Source organism: Bradyrhizobium sp. Ghvi, assembly GCF_900115265.1.
In the GTDB taxonomy this organism is placed as follows: Bacteria; Pseudomonadota; Alphaproteobacteria; order Rhizobiales; family Xanthobacteraceae; genus Bradyrhizobium.
The window spans coordinates 59,499-80,146 of the sequence record NZ_FOVU01000003.1 but is presented as its reverse complement, the minus strand read 5'-3'; the positions used below and the strand labels follow the sequence as shown (position 1 = coordinate 80,146).

The 20,648-nt window shown below is 64.3% G+C and carries 21 protein-coding genes; 15 read left to right on the top strand and 6 right to left on the bottom strand.

The window, feature by feature from the left end:
- Positions 1 to 52 precede the first annotated feature (52 nt).
- The 8 genes from BM374_RS11565 to BM374_RS11530 all read left to right on the top strand — a co-directional run bounded on the left by BM374_RS11565 (position 53) and on the right by BM374_RS11530 (position 10,010).
- A complete protein-coding gene (locus BM374_RS11565; protein WP_092292106.1) occupies positions 53 to 1,372 on the top strand; it encodes a solute carrier family 23 protein in 1,320 nt (439 codons plus the stop codon).
- Positions 1,373 to 1,445: 73 nt separating this feature from the next.
- The gene (locus BM374_RS11560; protein ID WP_092292104.1) at positions 1,446 to 2,282 is read left to right on the top strand and encodes an SDR family oxidoreductase; all 837 of its coding nucleotides are present in this window, start codon (positions 1,446 to 1,448) and stop codon (positions 2,280 to 2,282) included.
- Positions 2,283 to 2,326: 44 nt separating this feature from the next.
- Positions 2,327 to 3,148, top strand: coding sequence for an NAD-dependent protein deacetylase (locus BM374_RS11555; protein ID WP_092292102.1), 822 nt, complete (start codon positions 2,327 to 2,329; stop codon positions 3,146 to 3,148).
- Positions 3,149 to 3,292: 144 nt separating this feature from the next.
- A complete protein-coding gene (locus BM374_RS11550; protein WP_092292100.1) occupies positions 3,293 to 5,377 on the top strand; it encodes a hydantoinase/oxoprolinase family protein in 2,085 nt (694 codons plus the stop codon).
- Between the two features lie 2 nt (positions 5,378 to 5,379).
- Positions 5,380 to 7,038 (top strand): hydantoinase B/oxoprolinase family protein, encoded by a 1,659-nt coding sequence (locus BM374_RS11545; protein ID WP_092292098.1) that lies wholly within the window; start codon positions 5,380 to 5,382, stop codon positions 7,036 to 7,038.
- A gap of 39 nt (positions 7,039 to 7,077) precedes the next feature.
- Positions 7,078 to 8,079, top strand: coding sequence for a TRAP transporter substrate-binding protein (locus BM374_RS11540; protein WP_092292096.1), 1,002 nt, complete (start codon positions 7,078 to 7,080; stop codon positions 8,077 to 8,079).
- Between the two features lie 10 nt (positions 8,080 to 8,089).
- Entirely contained in the window at positions 8,090 to 8,683 is a 594-nt protein-coding gene (locus tag BM374_RS11535) for a TRAP transporter small permease subunit (protein ID WP_092292094.1), read from the top strand.
- Positions 8,684 to 8,705: 22 nt separating this feature from the next.
- Entirely contained in the window at positions 8,706 to 10,010 is a 1,305-nt protein-coding gene (locus tag BM374_RS11530; protein WP_092292092.1) for a TRAP transporter large permease, read from the top strand.
- A 51-nt stretch (positions 10,011 to 10,061) separates the two neighbouring features.
- On the opposite strand, the gene BM374_RS11525 is transcribed toward BM374_RS11530, so the two are convergent.
- The gene (locus BM374_RS11525) at positions 10,062 to 10,706 is read right to left on the bottom strand and encodes a glutathione binding-like protein (RefSeq protein WP_092292090.1); all 645 of its coding nucleotides are present in this window, start codon (positions 10,704 to 10,706) and stop codon (positions 10,062 to 10,064) included.
- Positions 10,707 to 10,812: 106 nt separating this feature from the next.
- Here BM374_RS11525 and BM374_RS11520 point away from each other — a divergent pair, with 106 nt between their 5' ends.
- Complete coding sequence (locus BM374_RS11520) at positions 10,813 to 11,475, top strand: TetR/AcrR family transcriptional regulator (RefSeq protein WP_092292088.1); 663 nt, start codon at positions 10,813 to 10,815, stop codon at positions 11,473 to 11,475.
- Between the two features lie 5 nt (positions 11,476 to 11,480).
- Here the strand turns inward: BM374_RS11520 and BM374_RS11515 are convergent, their stop codons facing one another.
- Together BM374_RS11515 and BM374_RS11510 are read right to left on the bottom strand one after the other, a co-directional pair.
- Entirely contained in the window at positions 11,481 to 13,448 is a 1,968-nt protein-coding gene (locus BM374_RS11515; RefSeq protein WP_177248241.1) for a methyl-accepting chemotaxis protein, read from the bottom strand.
- 184 nt (positions 13,449 to 13,632) lie between these two features.
- Complete coding sequence (locus tag BM374_RS11510) at positions 13,633 to 14,598, bottom strand: 2-hydroxyacid dehydrogenase (protein WP_092292086.1); 966 nt, start codon at positions 14,596 to 14,598, stop codon at positions 13,633 to 13,635.
- A 143-nt stretch (positions 14,599 to 14,741) separates the two neighbouring features.
- Here BM374_RS11510 and BM374_RS11505 point away from each other — a divergent pair, with 143 nt between their 5' ends.
- From BM374_RS11505 to BM374_RS11490, 4 genes are all read left to right on the top strand, one after another.
- The gene (locus tag BM374_RS11505) at positions 14,742 to 15,110 is read left to right on the top strand and encodes a YciI family protein (RefSeq protein ID WP_092293391.1); all 369 of its coding nucleotides are present in this window, start codon (positions 14,742 to 14,744) and stop codon (positions 15,108 to 15,110) included.
- Positions 15,107 to 16,384 carry an RNA polymerase sigma factor gene (locus BM374_RS11500; protein ID WP_092292084.1) on the top strand — a complete coding sequence of 426 codons (1,278 nt, stop codon included), beginning with the start codon at positions 15,107 to 15,109 and terminating at the stop codon, positions 16,382 to 16,384. The genes BM374_RS11505 and BM374_RS11500 overlap by 4 nt, the downstream gene beginning before the upstream one ends.
- 135 nt (positions 16,385 to 16,519) lie before the next feature.
- A complete protein-coding gene (locus tag BM374_RS11495; RefSeq protein ID WP_092292082.1) occupies positions 16,520 to 17,056 on the top strand; it encodes an SRPBCC family protein in 537 nt (178 codons plus the stop codon).
- A gap of 38 nt (positions 17,057 to 17,094) precedes the next feature.
- Positions 17,095 to 17,508, top strand: coding sequence for a VOC family protein (locus BM374_RS11490; RefSeq protein ID WP_092292080.1), 414 nt, complete (start codon positions 17,095 to 17,097; stop codon positions 17,506 to 17,508).
- Positions 17,509 to 17,570: 62 nt separating this feature from the next.
- On the opposite strand, the gene BM374_RS40110 is transcribed toward BM374_RS11490, so the two are convergent.
- The 3 genes from BM374_RS40110 to BM374_RS11475 all read right to left on the bottom strand — a co-directional run bounded on the left by BM374_RS40110 (position 17,571) and on the right by BM374_RS11475 (position 19,661).
- Positions 17,571 to 17,726, bottom strand: coding sequence for a hypothetical protein (locus tag BM374_RS40110; RefSeq protein ID WP_349509989.1), 156 nt, complete (start codon positions 17,724 to 17,726; stop codon positions 17,571 to 17,573).
- Between the two features lie 643 nt (positions 17,727 to 18,369).
- Positions 18,370 to 18,807 (bottom strand): hypothetical protein, encoded by a 438-nt coding sequence (locus tag BM374_RS11480; protein WP_092292076.1) that lies wholly within the window; start codon positions 18,805 to 18,807, stop codon positions 18,370 to 18,372.
- Positions 18,808 to 18,872: 65 nt separating this feature from the next.
- Complete coding sequence (locus BM374_RS11475) at positions 18,873 to 19,661, bottom strand: SDR family NAD(P)-dependent oxidoreductase (RefSeq protein WP_092293389.1); 789 nt, start codon at positions 19,659 to 19,661, stop codon at positions 18,873 to 18,875.
- A 150-nt stretch (positions 19,662 to 19,811) separates the two neighbouring features.
- Here BM374_RS11475 and BM374_RS11470 point away from each other — a divergent pair, with 150 nt between their 5' ends.
- Together BM374_RS11470 and BM374_RS11465 are read left to right on the top strand one after the other, a co-directional pair.
- Positions 19,812 to 20,207 carry a YciI family protein gene (locus tag BM374_RS11470; RefSeq protein WP_092293387.1) on the top strand — a complete coding sequence of 132 codons (396 nt, stop codon included), beginning with the start codon at positions 19,812 to 19,814 and terminating at the stop codon, positions 20,205 to 20,207.
- A gap of 23 nt (positions 20,208 to 20,230) precedes the next feature.
- A complete protein-coding gene (locus tag BM374_RS11465) occupies positions 20,231 to 20,593 on the top strand; it encodes a YciI family protein (protein ID WP_092292074.1) in 363 nt (120 codons plus the stop codon).
- The last annotated feature ends 55 nt before the right edge of the window (positions 20,594 to 20,648 follow it).

Here is a 20,648-nt window from a genome sequence, read left to right as displayed (position 1 = left end):
CTTGCGTGATTTACATCATGTGATGATCGCCGCATGAGCAAATGGGGGGAACATGTCGAACGCAACGGGCACCGGCGAGCAGGCACAAGGCTATTTCCCGCGTTGGAAGCTCAAGACCTCGGGCGTGATCATGCCGGAGGAGCGGCTGTCATGGGGCCAGACCATCGTCTCCGGACTCCAGCATTGCGTCGCGATGTCGGGCTCAACGATCATCGCTCCGCTGCTGATGGGGTTCGATCCCAACGTTGCGGTCCTGTTCTCAGGCATCGGCACGCTGATCTTCTTCGTCATCGTCGCCGGGCGCGTGCCGAGCTATCTCGGCTCGAGCTTCGCCTTCATTGCCGTCGTTCTCGCCGCCACCGGCTATGCCGGACACGGGGCAAACCCAAACATATCAGTTGCACTCGGCGGCATCGTCGGCGCAGGGGTGCTGTATGGCGTGATCGCGCTGGTCGTGATGTGGTCGGGCGTCGGCTGGGTCGAGCGGCTGCTGCCGCCGGCCGTCACCGGCGCCGTGGTCGCCGCGATCGGCCTCAATCTCGCGCCCGTGGCAGTCAAGGCCGTAAGCGCGAACGGATTCGATACCTGGATCGGGCTTGCGACCGTTCTGATCATCGGCGTTGTCGCCGTCGCAGCTCCGGGCTTATGGCGTCGGTTGCCGATCATTCTCGGCGCGATCGCTGGATATCTCCTGTATCTGCTGTTCGCGAACGGGCTTGGCTTCGGCAAGCAGATCGACTTCGCGCAGCTGGCTGCAGCGCCGTGGTTCGGCCTGCCGAACTTCACGACACCGACCTTTCATGCCGATGCGATCTTTCTGATTGCGCCGGTCGCGGTCATCCTCGTCGCCGAGAACCTCGGTCACATCAAGGCCGTCGGCGCCATGACGGGCCGAAGCCTCGATGCCTATCTCGGCCGCGCCTTGTTCGCCGACAGCCTCGCGACGATCGTGGCCGCCTGCGGCGGCGGCACCGGCGTCACCACCTATGCCGAGAACATCGGGGTCATGGCGGCGACCAAGGTCTATTCGACCTTGCTGTTCGCCTTCGCCGCCACGGTCTCGATCCTGCTCGGTTTCTCGCCGAAATTCGGCGCGCTGATCCTGTCGATCCCGGGTCCGGTCATCGGCGGCCTGTCGATCGTGCTGTTCGGTTTGATCGCGGCGATGGCGGGCCGGATCTGGGTCGAGAACAAGGTCGACTTCGCCGATCCCGCCAACCTGATCACCGTCGCCGTGGCGCTGACCGCGGGCGCGGGCGATCTCACGCTCAAATTCGGCGCGTTCACGATCGGCGGCATCGGCACTGCGACCTTCGGCGCCATCATCCTCTATCAGATCCTGACCTCACCGATCGCACGCCGCGCGGAATGAATCCCAGCGATGCGCCTGCGGGATGGAACAAAACGCCGGTTCCATCCATGATGAAGCATCCCGGAGAAAGCTTATGCCGCAGACCGATCTCTCGACCGCCTTTCCGTCACGCCTTGTCGGCCGCCATGTGCTGGTGACAGGTGCCTCACAAGGCATCGGTCGCGCCGTTGCCGTCAGGCTCGCCCAGGAAGGCGCGACTGTCGCCATCAACTATATCGATCATCCCGGGAAGGCGGAGGAGACGCTGTCGCTCGCGAGGACGGGATCGAGCGATCGCGGCCACGGCAAGCTCGACCATGTCATCGTCAGGGCCGACGTCAGCAACGAGCCGGAGGTCGCGGCCATGTTCGAGACCGTCCTGGCGCGCTGGAAGCGACTCGATTGTCTCGTCAACAATGCCGGCTTCCAGCGGGAATCGCCGAGCGAGGCGCTCGACATCGAAACCTATCGCCGCATCATTGACGTCAATCTCAACGGTGCCGTGCTGTGCGCGCAGAAGGCGCTCGCGCATTTCGTCGCGCGCGGCGGAGGCGGCAGCATCATCAACTGCTCCAGTGTCCACCAGATCATTCCGAAGCCGGGCTATCTCGCCTATTCCATCAGCAAGGGCGGCATGGCCAATCTGACCCGCACGCTGGCCCTGGAATTTGCCGGCCGCGGCATTCGCGTCAACGCGGTCGGTCCCGGCGCAATCGATACACCGATCAACGCGGCCTGGACCGGCGATGCCAAGAAGCGGGACACCGTCACCAGCCATATTCCGCTCGGGCGCGTCGGCACGCCGGAAGAGATCGCCGCCGTGTTCGCCTTCCTCGCCTCCGATGATGCCAGCTACATTACCGGGCAGACCATCTATGCTTGCGGAGGGTTGACGCTCTTTCCGGAGTTTCGCGAGAACTGGGCGAGCTAGAGGGCGATCTGGCGAAATGCCGGGGCGTAGACTACATCTGCACCATGACATACGCTCCGTCGGCAAGCCCTCCGCTCCAGGAATTCGTTGAACGGCACGAAAAACTGTTCGTGCTGACCGGCGCCGGCTGCAGCACCAATTCGGGCATTCCCGACTATCGCGATAGGGATGGCAATTGGAAGCGGACCCAGCCGGTCAATTTCCAGGCCTTCATGTCGGAAGAGCCGACGCGCCAGCACTATTGGGCGCGCAGCCTGATCGGCTGGCGGCGGTTCGGACAGGCTCGGCCGAACGATGCGCATCGCGCACTCGCCCGGCTCGAGGCTGGCGGCCGCTGCGAGATGCTGCTGACGCAGAACGTCGATCGGTTGCATCAATCTGCGGGTCACCGGCAGGTGATCGATCTGCACGGGCGGCTCGATCTGGTCCGCTGCATGAGCTGTGGCCGCAAGACGCTGCGGAGCCACTTCCAGGATGCGCTTGGCCGTGCCAATCCCGAATGGCTGACGCTGGAGGCTGCGGATGCGCCCGATGGCGATGCCGATCTGGAGCACGCGGAATTCTCCTCGTTCAAGGTGCCTGCTTGCGAAGCCTGCGGCGGCATTCTCAAACCTGACGTTGTGTTCTTCGGCGAGAACGTCCCCCGCGACGTGGTTGCTGCTGCGCAAGACCATCTGTCGCAGGCCGACGCCATGCTGATCGTCGGCTCGTCGCTGATGGTCTATTCCGGATTTCGCTTTGTGCAGGCTGCGGCGAAGCGCAACATTCCGATCGCCGCGGTCAATCTCGGACGCACCCGCGCCGATGATCTCCTCACGCTGAAAGTCGAGGCGCGCTGCGAAGCGGCGCTTGCATTCCTGCTCTGATCCCGCTCCAGGCCAACATGACTTGCCTATTGCATAGGTGCCAAGCAGAATAGCTTGGCGCAGCCATGTCTCGGCATGCTCGATGGCATGGAAATTGCTGCGTTTTCACCTTGAGTCTTGACGATCAGCACGGAGATTTCTGGAATGCTTGAGGGAGCCGAGGTGCGGCTTGCCGTCGATATCGGTGGCACGTTCACCGACATCGTGCTGGACGTGGGTGCGGTGCGCAAAACCCGCAAAGTCCTGACGACGCCCCAGCGCCCGGAGCAGGCGGTGCTGGATGGGATGCGTCTCATTCTCACCGACGCACGCGCGCATATCAGCGATATCGACGTCTTCATTCACGGCACCACGCTCGCGACCAACGCCATCATCGAGCGCCGCGGCGCCAAGACCGCGCTGATCGCAACCGACGGTTTTCGCGACGTGCTCGATATCGGCACCGAGAGCCGTTACGACCAGTATGATCTCACGATCGACAAGCCGACGCCGCTGGCGCCGAGGAGCCTGCGCTTCACCGTGCCCGAGCGCGTCGATGCGCACGGTGGCGTCCGCCTTCCACTCGACGAAGCGGCGGTCCGCGCGCTCGTCCCGAAATTGCGCGCGCTGAATGTCGAGAGCGTTGCGATCGCTTTCCTGCACTCCTACGCCAATCCGGAACACGAGCGCCGCGCGGCCGCGATCATCGCTGAGGAAGTGCCTGGCATCTCCGTGACCATGTCGTCAGCCGTGTGCCCGGAGATCCGCGAGTACGAACGCACGTCCACCGCGGTTGCCAACGCCTATGTCCAGCCGCTGATCGACGGCTATCTCGCGCGCATGGCGGATGCCTTGCAGGTCGAGCAGTTCCGCGGTGCGATCTATCTCGTCACATCGGGCGGCGGCGTCACCTCGATCGAGACGGCGCGGCGCTTTCCGGTGCGGCTCGTCGAATCCGGCCCTGCCGGCGGCGCGATCTTCTCGGCGCAGATTGCTGCGCGTCTTGGCGAAAGCAAGGTGCTCTCCTTCGACATGGGCGGTACCACTGCAAAGATCTGCCTGATCGAAAAGTACCAGCCCGAGACCTCGCGGGTGTTCGAGGTCGATCGCGCGGCGCGCTTCCTGAAAGGCTCGGGTCTGCCGGTACGCATCCCCGTGATCGAGATGGTCGAGATCGGCGCCGGCGGCGGCTCGATCGCGCATGTCGACGCGATGAAGCGCGTCACCGTCGGCCCCGAGAGCGCCTCGTCGGAGCCGGGGCCTGCCTGTTACGGCCGTGGTGGCCAGCGTCCGGCCGTGACCGACGCGGACGTTGCACTGGGCATGATCGATCCGGGCGCCTTTGCGGGTGGCACGATCAAGCTCGATCCGGAGCTGTCGAAGCAGGCGCTGCTGCGTAGCGTCGGCGAGCCCCTGGGCCTGTCGGCCGAGACTGCAGCCTATGCGGTGCACGAGGTCGTCTGCGAGAACATGGCGAGCGCGGCGCGCGTGCACGCGGTCGAGCGCGGCGAGATCGTCGGCCAGCATACCCTGATTGCCTTCGGTGGCGCGGCGCCGCTGCACGCGGCGCGCGTCGCCGAGAAGATCGGCGTTTCCCGCGTGATCGTGCCGTCGAATGCCGGCGTCGGCTCGGCAGTCGGATTCCTGGCGGCGCCGATCGCCTATGAGCTGGTGCGCAGCCGGCACGTCCGGCTCGACGATTTCGACACCGAAGCGGTTTCAAGCCTCTTGCAGGAGATGGCGACGGAGGCCCGTGCGCTGGTCGAGCCGGGCGCTGCCGGCGCGCGGGTGCGCGAACGGCGCGCCGCCTTCATGCGCTATGTCGGCCAGGGCCATGAGATCTCGGTCGAGCTGCCGAACCGGCCGCTGACATCGGCGGATCTCGCAGGTCTCCGCCAGAAGTTCGAGGCGGACTATTCCGCGATGTTCGAGCGTCCGATCCCGGGCGCGGCGATCGAAGTGCTGAGCTGGTCGGTGCTTGCGACCACCGAGGCGCGCAATCCGCCTGCGGCGGCGGCCGTCACGCGCAAGCCCGCGGGCAAAGCGTCCGGCAGCCGAAAGTTCTTCGACGGACGCGCAGGGGAAGTGATCGAGATCCCGCTCTATCGGCGCGAGGACATGGCGCCGGGTGCGACCATTGCCGGCCCTGCCGTGATCGCGGAGGACGAGACCTCCACCTTCGTCTCGACCAGTTTTGACGCCCATATCGACGGTGCCGGCAGCATCGTCATGGAACGGAAGGCGGCCTGATCATGAGCAAGGCAAGCGGCGCGAGCCTGATCGACCTTCAGATCATGTGGCACCGGCTGATCGCCGTGGTCGAGGAGCAGGCGCAGGTGCTGCTTCGCACCGCCTTCAGCCCGATCGTACGCGAATGCGGCGACCTCTCGGCCGGTGTGTTCGACCTCAAGGGGCGGATGCTGGCGCAGGCGGTGACCGGTACGCCCGGTCACGTCAACTCGATGGCGGAATCGGTCAAGCACTTCATTGCGCACTTTCCGATCGAGACGATGAAGGAAGGCGACGCCTTCATCACCAATGACCCCTGGATGGGCACCGGCCATCTCAACGACTTCGTCGTGACAACGCCGTGCTTCAAGGACGGCAAGCCGGTGGCGTTGTTCTCGTGCACCAGCCATCTGATGGACATCGGCGGCATCGGCTTCGGCCCCGACGCCACCGACGTGTTCATGGAGGGTCTCTACATCCCGATGCTGAAGCTGATCGACCAGGGCGTCGTCAACGAGACGCTGATGGCGATGATCCGCACCAACACGCGGCTGCCGATCGATACTGAGGGCGACACCTATTCGCTCGCCGGCTGCAACGACGTCGGCTGCGAGCGTCTGGTCGAGATGATGACCGAGTTCGGGATCGACACGCTCGATGAGCTCGGCGATTACATCTGCGACCGCTCGCGCGAGGCCGTGCTGGCCGAGATCGCAAAGCTGCCGAAGGGCAGCTGGCGCAACAGCATGGTGGTCGACGGCTACGACGCGCCGGTGACGCTGGCGGCGACGCTGACGATCTCAGAGCAGGGCATTCACGTCGATTTTGACGGCACTTCCGCCGCTTCGAAGTTCGGCATCAACGTGCCCTTGTCCTACACCACGGCCTATACCGTGTTCGGCCTCGGCTGCGTGGTCGCCTCGCAAATCCCGAACAATGCCGGCTCGCTCTCGCCGCTGACGGTGTCGGCGCCATCAGGCGCGATCCTCAATGCGCCGAAGCCGGCACCGGTGGCCTCGCGCCACATCATCGGCCAGATGCTGCCCGACGTCGTGTTCGGCTGCCTGCGCCAGATCATTCCCGAGCGCGTGCCCGCAGAAGGCACCTCGTGCCTGTGGAATCTGAACGTGCGCGGGCAGACGCGCTCGGGCGTCGGCGGCAATTATGGGTTCTCGATGGCGGTGACCTCCAATGGCGGCACCGGCGCGCGCTTTGCGAAGGACGGGCTGTCGGCCACCGCCTATCCGAGCGGCGTGCGCGGCACGCCGGTCGAGATCGCGGAGACGCAGACGCCGTTGATCTTCTGGCGCAAGGAGTTGCGACCCGACTCCGGCGGGGCAGGACGCACCCGTGGCGGCCTCGGTCAGATCATCGAGGTCGGCAGCGGCGTCGATGCGCCGTTCGACATTCTCGCCGCCTTCGACCGCATTGATCATCCGCCGCGCGGGCGCGATGGCGGCATGAACGGAGAGGCCGGCTATGTCGGCCTGAAATCGGGCAAGAAGCTGCGTGGCAAGGGCTTCCAACAGGTGCCGCCGGATGACCGGCTGGTGGTGATGACGCCCGGCGGTGCCGGCATCGGCAACCCCATGGAGCGGGATCGCGCCGCCGTCAACGACGACGTCGCGAGCGGTCTTGTGTCTTCGGACAACGCGGTCGCAGTCTACGGTTACGGCCGGTGACGTATCAGGCGTCGTGCGCCTAGCAAAGCGAGGGGGAAAATGATCACGCGAAGGAATTTTACCGCGGGCGCGGCGACACTACTCGCCGCCAGCCACATCTCGACCCGCGCGCGGGCCGCGACCGTGAGCTGGGACATGTCGACGGTGTGGCCCGACGGCAATTTCCACACCCAGAACGCGATGGCGTTCGCGGACGAGGTGAAGAAGCAGACCGGCGGCGCGGTCGCCATTACCGTGAAGGCCGGTGGCCAACTCGGCTTCAAGGGACCCGAGCATCTCCGAGCGGTGCGTGACGGCCTCGTGCCGCTCGCCGATGTCCTCAACATCCAGCAGGTCGGCGACGAGCCCTTCATGGGCGTGGAGAGCATCCCCTTCCTCTGCGGCTCGATGGACGAATTGAAGGTGCTGCACAAATACGTGCGGCCGGAATACGAGAAGGTCGCCGCGCGCAACAACCAGAAGATCCTCTACATCGTGCCGTGGCCGACACAATATCTGCATCTCAAGGTCAAGATCGCCGACGTCGGCGGGTTGAAGAACATCAAGATCCGCGTGCCTGACAAGAACGCCGTCGACATGCTGAACGCGATCGGCATGGCGGCGGTGATGATTCCCTGGGGCGAGACGATTCCCGCACTGGCCTCCGGCGCTGTCGCCGGCGTCTCCACCTCGGCGGTATCAGGCGTCGACGGAAAATTCTGGGAATTCCTGAAATACGTCTACCCGACCAATCACGTCTGGTCGTCGCAGATGCTCACCGTCAATCTCGATTCCTGGAAGGCGCTGAGCGCCGACCAGCAGAAGCTCGTTGCCGATATCGCAGCCAAGATGGAGCCGGGCTTCTGGGCCAATTCGCTCAAGGCCGACGTCGACAGCCTCAATCGGCTCAAGGAGGGCGGTATGGAGGTGGTGCCGGTCTCGGAGGCGATGATGGCGGACATTCGCAGCAAGACCGCGCCGCAGCTCGACGCGTTCCTCAAGCACGTACCTGCTGCCGACAAGCCAGTGCGGGCCTATCTCGCCGAAATGAAGCGCGGCTGAGGGTGACGCCGTGGTGAGCGTCTCGCCCGAAGCTCCGCAGAGCCTCAACGCAGCGGCGCCGGCGCCGCTGCGCATCCTGCTCGATGCCATCGACCGGCTTGGCCGGCTCGACGGCTGGATCGGCGGCGGATGCCTGCTGACCCTGACGCTGCTGATGCTGTGCGAGGTCGCAACGCGCTTCCTTTCGAATTTCCTGCCGTTCTTCCCGCCGACGATCTCGATCGCCTGGGAATACTCTTCCTATCTGATGGCGGCCTCGTTCACTTTCGGCGCTGCCATGACCTTGCGCGTCGGCGGTCACATCCGCGTCGTGCTGCTGCTGAAGAACGCACCGGCACCGGTGCAACGCGCGCTCGAAATTCTTTCGGCCGCGGCCGGCTTTGCCTTCATGGCGTTCCTGACCTCGGCGATGGCGAAGTTCGCTTTCGGCGCCTATGTGCGTGGCCAGGTCTCGACCTCGAGCGACACGCCGCTGTGGTTTCCGCAAAGCGTCGTCACCTTCGGCATGCTGCTGCTCACGCTCCAGTTCCTCGCGCGTGCGATCCAGGCCGTGCTCGGCCTGCCGCTGGAGGATCATCGCATGAAGGCTTCTCCCGTCGAATGATCGCGCCAGCGCCCGGATATTCATGAGCATCGAAGTCGTCGCCCTGTTCGGGATCCTGTTTGCACTGCTGGCGTGCGGCGTCTGGATCGGCCTCACGCTGGCGCTCACCGCGACGCTGCTGCTCGCGATGTTTCGCTCGATCCCGCTCGACAAGCTGCTGCCGCAATACGCCTGGAACATCCTGACCACGCAGGAGCTACTGGCGCTACCGCTGTTCATCCTGATGGGCGAATTGTTGTTTCGCACCCGCCTGTCGCGCTCGCTGTTCCAGGGTCTGGCGCCATGGGCCGGCCTTTTGCCGGGCCGCCTGCTACATGTGAACGTGATCGGCTGCACCATCTTCGCGGCGATCTCCGGCTCCTCGGCCGCGACGACGCAGGTGATCGGCCGCATGTCGCTCAACGAACTCATGCGCCGGGGCTATTCGCGCGATATCGCGATAGGCTCGCTCGCCGGCGCCGGCACGCTCGGTTTCCTGATCCCGCCGTCGAACATCATGATCATCTACGGCGTGCTTGGCGACGTTTCCATTCTCAAGCTCTTCACCGCCGGCGTGCTGCCCGGCCTGCTGCTGGCCGCCACCTTCATGGGCTGGGTGATGCTGCACACGAGCCTCAATCGCGGCATGGTGCCGGAGACAGAGACCAAGCTTTCGCAGGTATCGTGGGGCTCGCGCTTTGCCGCGCTGAAAGATCTCGCGCCGGCATTGTTCCTGATCGCCTGCGTGCTCGGCTCGATGTATGGCGGGCTTGCGACGCCGTCGGAGGCCGCCGCCGTTGGCGTGCTTGGCGCAGGGCTGGTTGCCTGGGCGCAGGGCTCGATGTCGCAACAGGTGATGCGCGACGTGTTGATCGGCTCGGTCGTGACCTGTTCGATGATCGCGCTGATCGTGCTAGGGGCCTCGATCCTCGGTAATGCCGCGGCCTTCCTCGGTATCCCACAGGCGGTCGCCGCGTTCGTGAAGGGGCTTGGTCTTTCGCCCTTCATGCTGATCGTGGTGCTGGTCTTTTTCTACCTGGTCCTCGGCTGCTTTCTCGATGGCTTCTCGATGATCGTGATGACGTTGCCGATCGTGCTGCCGATCGTGAAGGGGGCCGGTTTCGACGAGATCTGGTTCGGTATCTTCCTCGTGCTCGCCGTCGAGATGGCGCAGATCACTCCGCCGGTCGGCTTCAACCTGTTCGTGATTCAAGGCCTGACCGAAGACGGTCTCGGCTACATCGCGCGCGTGACGATGCCTTATCTGCTGATCATGATCGGCTTCGTGCTGCTGCTGACGCTCTGGCCTGGCATTGTCACTATTTTACCGCGGGTGCTGTACGGGTAGATGTCGATCGCCCCGACCCTGAGACCGGGGCGACGCTTTTGACCGGATCGCCTATGCCGCCGCTTTCTTGCGCGCCTGCTCGGCCTTGTACAGCTCGAACTCCTCCGCGATCGCCTTTGCCACCGACGGCCGCTGGCGCAGGCGCTCGTAATAGGCCTTCACGTTCGGCCATTTGGCGAGCTCGATCGGCGGCGTCGCCATGGTCCAGTTGATGACCGTGACGAGATAGGCATCGGCGACGCTGAAACGGTCGAGCAGGAACTCGCGTCCTTTCAGGTAATTGTCGAGATGGTCGAGCCGCGACAGATTCTTCTCCAGCACATAGGCCTTGGCTTCCTGCGGCGCCTTGCGATCGAGCACGGGAATGAAAAGGCCCTTGTGAAGCTCGGTGCCGATGAAGCAGAGCCATTGATGCAGCCGGGTGCGCTCGATACCCGCCGCCGCGCCGAGGCCGGATTGCGGGAAGCGGTCCGCGACGTATTGCAGGATCGCCGCATTCTCGGTCAGCACCACCCCCTCGTCGGTGCGCAGCGTCGGCACGAGACCGATCGGATTCACGGTTCGGAAGTCGGAGCCGTCCTTCAGCACTGTCTTGGTCGGCGAATCGACTTCGAAATAGTTCGCCTCGGCACCGGCTTCATAGAGCGCGACGCGGGTCGCCATGGAGCAGGCGAGCGGCGAGAAATAAAGATCCATCTGTAGCCTCCTTGGGCAATTCCTTTTGCGGTGTCGCTCAACCTGGCCAGATTGATTTTTGTACTGTCTTGCATAATATAGGGCAGGTCAAGGATTAATTTGCGAAATGGTACAAAAATCGAAGCCGCCAGCTGCTACCAATGAGCCCGGGCGCCGCAGCGAGCCGAAGCGCCGAGGCCGGCCACGCGCCTATGAGCCGGACGTCGCTTTGGGCAAGGCGCTCGACCTGTTCCGCAGGCAGGGTTTTGCCGCGACCTCGCTCGACGATTTGAGCGAAGCCACCGGAATGAACCGGCCGAGCCTTTACGGTGCCTTCGGCGACAAGCGCGAGCTCTACATCAAGAGCTACCAGCGTTACCGCGAGGACGCGCGGGCTTCGATGACGGCGATCTTCCGCGAGGAGATGCCGCTGCGTCAGCGGCTCGAGCGCATCTTCGCCTCGGCCCTCAACATCTATCTCTCCGGCGACACCGGCCCACGCGGCTGCTTCACGGTGGTGACCGCGGCATCGGAAGCCGTCGGCGATCCCGAGATCCGCGCCATGGTGCTCGACGGTCTCACCGAACTGGACAAGGCTTTTGCCAATTGCTTCCGCCGCGCCAAGGAGAAGGGCGAATTGCCAGAGAGCGCCGATCCGGCCGTGTTGGCGCAGATTGCGTCTGCGACCGTGCACACCGTCGCCATCCGCTCGCGCGCCCGCGTGCCGCGCAAGGAGCTCGAGGCGATCGTGTCAGGCGCGATCGACGTGATGGTGGGGACCAAGCCTTAGCCTGACTAAGCCGCACGGATCTGCGCGAGGAAGCGATCCACCTCGTCGCGCAGGCGCTGCGACTGCTTTGACAGCTCGATCGCCGAGACCAGCACTTCTTCCGCGGCCGTACCCGTCGCCGCGATGCCGTCGGTGACGCCGGCGATGTTGTGCGAGACCTCGCCGGTGCGCGCGGCGGCCTGCTGGACGTTCTGCGCGATCTCCTGCGTCGCCGTGCCCTGCTGGCCGACGGCCGCTGCGATCGCGGCGGAAATTTCATCGACCTCCCGGATCGTCGCGCAGATCGACTGGATGCCATTCACCGCCCCTGATGTTTCGCCCTGAACGGCCGTCACCTGCGCGCCGATCTCCTCGGTCGCCTTCGCGGTCTGGGTCGCCAGCGCCTTGACCTCGGAGGCGACCACCGCAAAACCGCGGCCGGCCTCGCCCGCGCGCGCTGCCTCGATCGTCGCATTCAACGCCAAGAGATTGGTCTGGCCGGCGATGCCGTTGATGAAGGAGACGACGTCGCCGATCTTTTGCGCAGCATCCGCGAGGCTCTGGACGCGCGCGTTCGACGCCTGTCCGTCGCTTGCGGCCCTGCCCACCACTTCGGTCGCGTGCGCGAGGCGGCGGCTGATCTCGGTCATCGACGATGACAATTCCTCCGCCGCGGCCGCCACGGTCTGCACGTTCTCCGAGGCGAGTGCCGAGGCCGACGACACCGTGCGGGTCTGCTGTCGCGACTGCTCGACAATGGCCGACATCGAGCGCGCAGTGTGCTCCATCTCGACCGCAGCCGAAGATACCGTCGTGACGACGTCGCGGATGGATGCCTCGAAGTTGTCGGCGAGCGCGGCAAAGGCGCGACGTTTCTCGGCCTCGGATTGCACCTTGGCCTCGAGCTGATCGGCCTGGAGCTTGCTGAAGTTGATGGCGTTGTCGCGGAATACCGCGACCGCCTTCACCATTGCGCCGACCTCGTCATTCGTCCTGCTTTCGGGAACGGCGACGTCGAGCCGACCGTCGGCGAGTTCACGCATCACGTTCGTGATCGAGAGGATCGGCCGCGAGATTCCGCGCGCGATGAGATAGCCGACGATGGCGGCGAGGATCAGCGCGAGCGTGGCGATGCCGATCGAAAGCAGCCAGGCGCGGTCGGCGGAGGCCACGTAGTCGGTGTTGTCCATCACCAGTTCGACGGCGCCGAGCGGCTTTCCGGAAAAGTCCTTGATCGGGGCGAGCAGGGCGGCGACCGGGGTGGTGTCGAGCTTGCCTTGGCGTACCGTGAACTCACCGCCGGTGGCACGGCCGTAATCGGCGGCCTCGAAGAAGCTCTTGCCCTTCAGCGTGCCGCCGAACAGCTTGAAGCCCGAACTGTCGGCGAGATGGAAGGCGATGTCGACGTGGCGGTTGACCTTGAAATCGTCGAGGAAGGATTGGCCGAAGGTCAGGCCGAATTCCACTGAGCCGAGATGCTTGCCCGCTTGCGCGATCGGGACCACGCCGCGGATGCCAAGTCCGGCGACGCCGCCTTCGAGGCCGACCACGACCTTGCGCTCCTGATTGGCCTCGACGACGGTCTTGCGGAAGCTCGAGAGGTCGTCGCCGAACTTCGCCGGCTGGTGCACGCGCAGGAAGGAGGTCGCCGGAGGCGTGTGGAACTGGAACTGCTCGACGCCGTATTCCGATTTGGTAGCGGCGAACACTGGCCCGAACAGGCGCACCAGGGCCTCGCGGTCCTGCTTGGCCATCGCTTCCTGCGTCGCCGGCATTGCAGCCACGACCGTGCTCATGGCGGCGGCGCGGTGGGACTCTTCGGCGATCCGCGACAGCAGCGCATCATAATGACTGCGCAATTCCCGCTGGTCGGCGCGGTCAATGATCCCCGCAATGATCCACATGGCGCCGAGCACGGCAATCAGCGCGGTTGCCGCCGCTGTCACGGCCAGCGCAACCGTGATCCGCATCCTGAGGCCGAGGCTCGTCCGCATGTCCAACTCGTTCGTTGAGCGTTGATTAACAACGCCTATCAACTTCTCGCTAAAAGAGGGTGAACGGGATACCGGCGGAGCGGAAATTGTGCGGGGGCTTCAGACGGACGATGGGAACCAGAAAACCTCGAACGTCGTCCTGGCTTTCGGCAGGACGACGTCAGCCTGGCGGAGCTACCGAGTCCTAATATCCCCTCCCGCGGTCCACCACGTTCTCCAGCGCGCCGCCCGCCTCGAATGTTGCGATCTGCTCGGCGACATAGGCCGAGATCGCATCCGCATCGGTGTCGGCGGCGTTGTGTGGCGTCAGCATCACCTTGGGGTGGGTCCAGAAGCGGCTGTTCTCGGGCTGCGGTTCCTGCACGAACACGTCGAGCGAAGCGGCACCCAGCGTGCCGTCGTCGAGACAGGCGAGGATGTCAGCTTCGTTCTGCAAGCCGCCGCGGCCGGCATTGATCAGCACGGGCGCGCCGAGCGGGCTCGTGCGGTTGAGCTTGGAGAAGACGTCGCGGTTGAGGATACCGTGCGTCTCAGGCGTCAGCGGCAACAGCGACACCAGGATGTCGGTCTTGCGCAGGAACGCGTCCATGCCATTGCTGCCGTGAAAGCATTCGACGCCCTCGATCGTGCGCGGGCTGCGGCTCCAGCCGGTGACGCGGAAGCCGAGCCGCTGCAGCACGTCGGCGGCATCGGCACCTAACGTGCCGAGGCCCATGACGCCGACGGTGACCGCGCTTGCCGGCCATTGATATTTCGGCTCCCAGCGCCTGGCGCGCTGGGAGTCGCGCAGGTAAAGCTCCTGGCGATGGTGCATCAGCACGTGCAGCACGACATATTCGGTCATGCGATTGGTGAGATCAGGCACCGCGACGCGCACCAGCGGCACATTGGGTAGGCTCTTGTCCGCCATCAATGCATCGACGCCGGCGCCGAGATTGAAGATCGCCCGCAGATTGGGGAATGAGCCAAGATCGCCCGGCACCGGCTTCCACACCGCGGCATAGTGCACTTCGGCTGGATCGAGGGAGGCATCCGGCAGCAGCACCACAGGGCGGCCGCCGCAGACTGCGTCGAACCGGGCCTTCCAGCGCTCCGGAAGCCAGTTCTGCTGCGTGCTGTTGATCAGGACGGCCAGTGTGCCCATGCTCATTCGAAGTGCCTCGTCGGGTTCCGCAATTGAGGCCCTCCTTGGCACGATCCGTCGGATTTTTCTTGCAATTTTTTTCCGCAGCCCTGTCGGGGCAGGGCATAGTGGATCGTCTTCACAACAAGCATTCAAGGAAGGTGCTGCCCATGCTTTATGCGATCCTTTGCTATCATGACGAGGACTTCGTCGGCTCCTGGAGCAAGGACCAGGACGAGGCCGTGATGAAGAAGCTCGCCGTGGTGCAGGAGAAGCTCACCCAGCAGGGGCGGCTTGGGCCGGTGGCCCGGCTGCTGCCGACGACCGCGGCGGCGACATTGCGGAAGGAAGACCCGCCGCTGGTGCTCGACGGTCCCTATGCCGAGACCAAGGAGCAACTGCTCGGCTTCTACATCGTCGACTGCAAGAATCTCGACGACGCCCTTGATGTCGCGCGCGACCTTGGCGCTGCCAATCCTGGTGGTGCCTATGAGGTGCGTCCCGTCGGCGTGTTCCGGCCGGGAGGAATTTCGGCGTGAGCGACACCGACACCGCCTGGATCGAGACCGCGCTGACCTCGGCGCGACCCCAGGCGGTCGGCGCATTGCTGCGCTATTTCCGCGATCTCGATACAGCCGAGGAAGCCTTTCAGAACGCGTGCCTGCGTGCGCTCAAGACCTGGCCGCAGAACGGGCCGCCACGCGATCCTGCAGCCTGGCTGATCATGGTCGGCCGCAACGTCGCGATCGACGAGGTCCGCCGCACCCGCAAGCAGCAGCCGCTGCCCGAGGACGACCAGGCGATCTCAGACCTCGACGACGCCGAAGGCGCGCTCGCCGAGCGGCTCGACGGCTCGCACTACCGCGACGATATCCTGCGGCTGATGTTCATCTGCTGCCATCCGCAACTGCCGGCGACGCAGCAGATCGCGCTGGCTTTGCGGATCGTCTCCGGGCTCACGGTGAAGCAGATCGCGCGCGCCTTCCTGGTCTCGGAAGCCGCGATGGAGCAGCGCATCACCCGCGCCAAGGCCAAGGTCGCGGAGGCCGGAACGCCGTTCGAGGCGCCCGGCGCGATCGAGCGCTCCGAGCGGCTCGCCGGCGTCGCCGCGATGATCTATCTGATCTTCAACGAGGGCTATTCGGCGAGCGGCGACACGGCCGAGATCCGCAAGCCGCTGTGCGAGGAGGCGATCCGGCTGGCGCGGCTGCTGCTCCGGCTGTTTCAGAGCGAGCCGGAGATCATGGGCCTGACGGCGCTGATCCTGTTGCAGCATGCGCGGAGTGCGGCGCGCATTGCCGCGGACGGCTCCTTGATCCTGCTCGACGACCAGGACCGCTCGCTCTGGAACCGCACCATGATCGCAGAGGGTCTCGCCTTGATCGACAAGGCGATGCGCCACCGCCGCAGCGGTCCCTACCAGATCCAGGCCGCGATTGCCGCGCTGCATGCGCGCGCCGCGACGCCTGATGAGACCGACTGGACCCAGATCGACCTGCTCTATGGCGCGCTGGAGGTGGTGCAGCCCTCGCCGGTGGTGACGCTCAACCGCGCCGTTGCCGTCTCCAAAGTGCGCGGGCCGCAGGCCGCGCTCGACCTGATCGAGCCGCTGGCGCCGAAGCTTGCCAATTATTTCCATTTCTACGGCGTGCGCGGTGCGTTCCTGATGCAACTCGGCCGTAACGACGAAGCCCGCGTCGCCTTCGATCGCGCCATTGCCCTCGCCAACACCTCCGCCGAGGCCGCCCACATCCGCATGCACATCGATCGCCTGATCCGCGACAGCCAGCCGAAGGGGACGAGGGCGGGTTAGCCGGTGTCATTCCGCGCTCATCGCTTCGCGATGCCCCGGAATGACGCTCGACAATCAGACGAAAAAAATTCATCTCCAAATTGTCGGCGTCTGCCATCTCCCCTTCGTCTTAATCCCGTATCAGGGGAGCCATTCATGCTGAAAGCTGTTGCCATCATCGCCATCGTGCTCGCGGTCGGTATCGCGGGCGTTCTCGGTTTCGCAATGACAAAGCCCGACACGTTCCGGGTCGAGCGCTCGCTGGCGCTGAAGGCGCCGGCCGATGCGATCTTTCCACTCGTCGCCGATTTCCACTTCTGGACCGGCTGGTCACCCTATGAGGAGCGCGATCCCGCGATGAAGCGAACCTATGGTGGAACCGCAGCGGGCAAGGGCGCAACTTATGCCTGGGACGGCAACAACAATGTCGGTGCCGGCCATATGGAGATCCTCGAGGCGAACGCGTCATCGAAACTTCGTATCAAGCTCGATTTCGAACGTCCCCTCGAGGGCCACAACACCGCCGAGTTCACCTTTGTGCCGCAAGGTGATGCCACACTGGTTACGTGGGCGATGTACGGTCCGGCGCCGTTCATGTCCAAGGTGATGCAGGTCTTCGTCAACATGGACAGGATGATCGGCAAGGATTTCGAAACTGGCCTCGCCAGCCTGAAGAAGCTCACCGAGAAGTAACGCGCGTACTGCCCAGAGAAGCGAAAAGGAGAGAAACGATGCTCAACCCCTATCTGTTCTATCAGGACACCTGTGAAGCTGCGTTCAACTACTATGCCAAGGTTCTCGGCGGCAAGATCGACGCGATGATGCGCGCCTCCGATGCCCCAGCGGAGGTGCCTGCCGCGCCCGGCCGCGAGAAGACGATCATGCATGCCCGGATGTCGTTGCCCGATGGCAGCGTGTTGATGGCCTCCGACGCGCCACCCGAGCATGCTCAAAAGCTCCAGGGCTTCTCGATCTCGCTGACGATCGCGGATCCCGCCGAGGGCGAACGCAAGTTCAATGCGCTCGCCGACGGCGGCAGCGTCACCATGCCCTTCAGCAAGACGTTCTGGGCCAAGGGCTTTGGCATGTGCGTCGACAAGTTCGGCATTCCCTGGATGGTGAACTGCCCGGCCGAAGGCATGTGACGGGCGGCCTCGCTAATGTATTGCGGCTTCCTCTCTTGTGATGAGAGAGGAGGCTCGCTCTGTCAGCGGATCGATCCGGTCGTGTCCTCGCCCGGCGGCTGCGTCACGCAGCTGCGGCAGATCACGAGCTTCGAGCCGAGCTGCCTGTCGTTCTCCGCCTCGATCTCGTCGTGGACTGCCCACCACGCGTCGGAATATGGCCGCAAGGTGGAAAGCACCCTTTGCCGCTCCAGATTGGGATCATTCTCCGGAGCTGCGTGATTGGCGACGTGTCGTCTTGTGACAGACGCACGATTCGGATCCTGACCAAGTCCATCCCACGCGATGGAGCGACGCTCAGCTGCGGACGCACTTGTGCATCCCGCAAGCGCTGCGCAAAAACTGAGCAAGGCGAGAATGTGTCGGGTCATGCCGGACCTTCCGCGCAATCCGCGTGGATAACTTTGCATCGCGACGCTTAGCTCGGACTTGAGGGAAAACGACGTCGCTGGCATGGCCGAAACGAGATTCGTGCGCTCGTCGTTATCTTTGAGAAGAGCGCGAGCGGCTTTGCGACATGGCCTGGACCGCATCGCACAACAACTGGCGCAAGATTAGGCTGTGAACTTCGTGCCCGAATCGCTAATCATATTCATAATAACTACAAATTAGGGCGGGCGTGACTTGGAAGGGAGCGACCGATGGCGGCGGCGCTACAAATCAATTTTGCTCTGTGGGGAATGCTGATCTGCGCCAGCGTGAAGCTCGCGCCGGTGATCCAGGTTGTCCTCTACTAGAAACAGCCAATTTGGGATGGCTGTTGGTCGGCGCATATCTCCGTGAGGATTCATCGCGGTCACACCGGCATCTGAGGTCGAGATGTCATCGACAGCGTGGATAAATCGCGGCGAGGTCGTGGCCCTTCAACAGGAGCAGCCGTGAGGTGAGGCCGCCGCGGCGGCTGATCCAGTTGCGGACCGGGCCGGGATAGGCCGCAAGCACGGCTTCGGATGCTTCCGGCTCGGCATAAAAGCGTCCACGCCGGTCGATTGAACGCGCGGCATGGAAGCCGAGCACGGCGCGTTTGGTGACGCAGATGCGCTCGCCCGGCACGATGCTGAGCACCAGCGTACAGGCCGACAGGCAGGGACCGTCTATCACCACGCGCTCGCCGCTTTCGCGCACCTTCTCGAACAGGTCGAGGAACGGCCCGACTTGTCCGCCAGGGCTCTGAATGATGCGGATCTCGGCCCGGGCCGGGATAGAGAACAGCAGGGCTGCGAAGAGGAGCAAGACCTTGGCGAATGTGACGCATCGCATGAAGCACTCCACGAACTCGATTCCGTAGGGTGAGTTAACCGAAGGCGTAACCCACCCTCCAGGTCCTACCCGTTCCTTCGTTCGCCACGCAGCGTCGGCAGGCCGATGCCGGCCGCATCGAAGCCGCCATCGACGGCCAAAATTTGGCCGGTGATGTAGCTCGCCCGTTCCGAGCACAGGAAGAAGATCGCCTCCGCGAGTTCCTCCTCCAGGCCGTAGCGGTTGAGCGGAATGGCGTCGTGATAGTCGGCGCGGATCTCCTTCGTGTGCACCTGCTTCGCCATCGCGGTGTCGACCGGCCCCGGCGCGACCGCGTTGACGCGGATGTTGAGGGAGGCGAGCTCGACTGCGAGCTGCTTGGTGAGATGCGCGAGCCCGGCCTTGCTGGTGCCGTAGGCAGAACGCAGCGTCGAGGCGCGCACAGCCGAAATCGAGGTGACGTTGACGATGGCGCCGCCGCCTTGCTCGCGCATCAGCGGCGCGGCCGCCTTGGTGCAGAGGAAAGGGCCGGTGAGATTGACCGCCATGATCCTGTTCCAGTCGGCGTCGGTGGTTTCCAGCACCGGAGCGAACACGGCAACGCCGGCATTGTTGACGAGAGCATCGAGCCGACCGAAGCGGCTCATCACCGCGGCCATTGCAGCTCCCACGGCGGCTGGGTCGGACACGTCGCAGGTGATGGCCAGTGTGTCATCAGGACTTTTCAGCGCCGCTGCTGCGCTGGCCTGCAGCTCTCCGGCAATGTCCAGCAGCGCCACGCGCCAGCGTTCGGCAAGAAAGCGCTTCGCTGTGGCCAGTCCAATCCCGCGTGCGGCACCGGTGACGAGGGCAACTTTGGCGGGGGAGGGGGGCATGACGCGGTCCTTTGGTCGAACCTGCGGCATGACAGTTTAGTTGGCCCGGCGCAAGCGATGAGCGACCTCCGAAATAATTTCATGGGCATGTCGGTCTTGCAGGAAGCCGTTCGTCTTACAAAGGGAACGACGAAGCTGGTGAGGAACCGCATGCGATTCATGATGCTGATGATCCCGCTCGGCTACGAGACCGCGCCAGCGGATGTGCAACTCGATCCCGAACGCGTTGCCGCGATGATGCGCTACAGTGAGGACCTGAAGGATGCCGAGGTGCTGATCACCCTGGATGGGCTGCATCCGCCGTCGACGGGTGCCCGCGTCTCGTTTGCGACCGGCGCGCCTGTCGTCACCGACGGTCCGTTCGCGGAAGCCAAGGAAGTGCTGGGCGGCTATTGGATGATCGAGGTCGGCTCGCGCGATGAGGCGATTGCCTGGGCGAAGAAGTGCCCGGCCGCGGCCAACGAGATCATCGAAATCCGCCAGGTGCAGGAAATGGCCGACTTCCCGCCCGATATCCGGGCCGCCGCTGCCGGTTTTGCGATTTGAAGATGTAAACAAGGGAGAGAACCATGAGCACCGACACCTATCTCGCCGTCTTCCTCGGCAGCAAGACCGGGCCGAAATGGGCGGCATGGAATGCGATGTCCGAGGCCGAGCGCAAGGCGAAGGAGCAGGAAGGCATGGCGGCCTGGAAAGGCTGGGTCGAGAAGCACCAGGGCGCGATCCAGGCCATGGGCGGTCCTCTCGGCAAGACCAAGAAGGTCGACGGCAAAGGCATCACCGACATCGCCAACGAGATGGGCGCCTTCACGGTGGTTCGCGCCGCCTCGCACGAGGCGGCCGCAAAGATGTTCGAGAACCATCCGCATTTCGCGATCTTCCCCGGGGAGCGCGTCGAGATCATGCCGGTACTGCCGATCCCGGGCGGTTAGGCGGTCTCGTCCTTCCGGGGCGGTCCGCGGGACCGAATTATGGTGCGCAATTGCG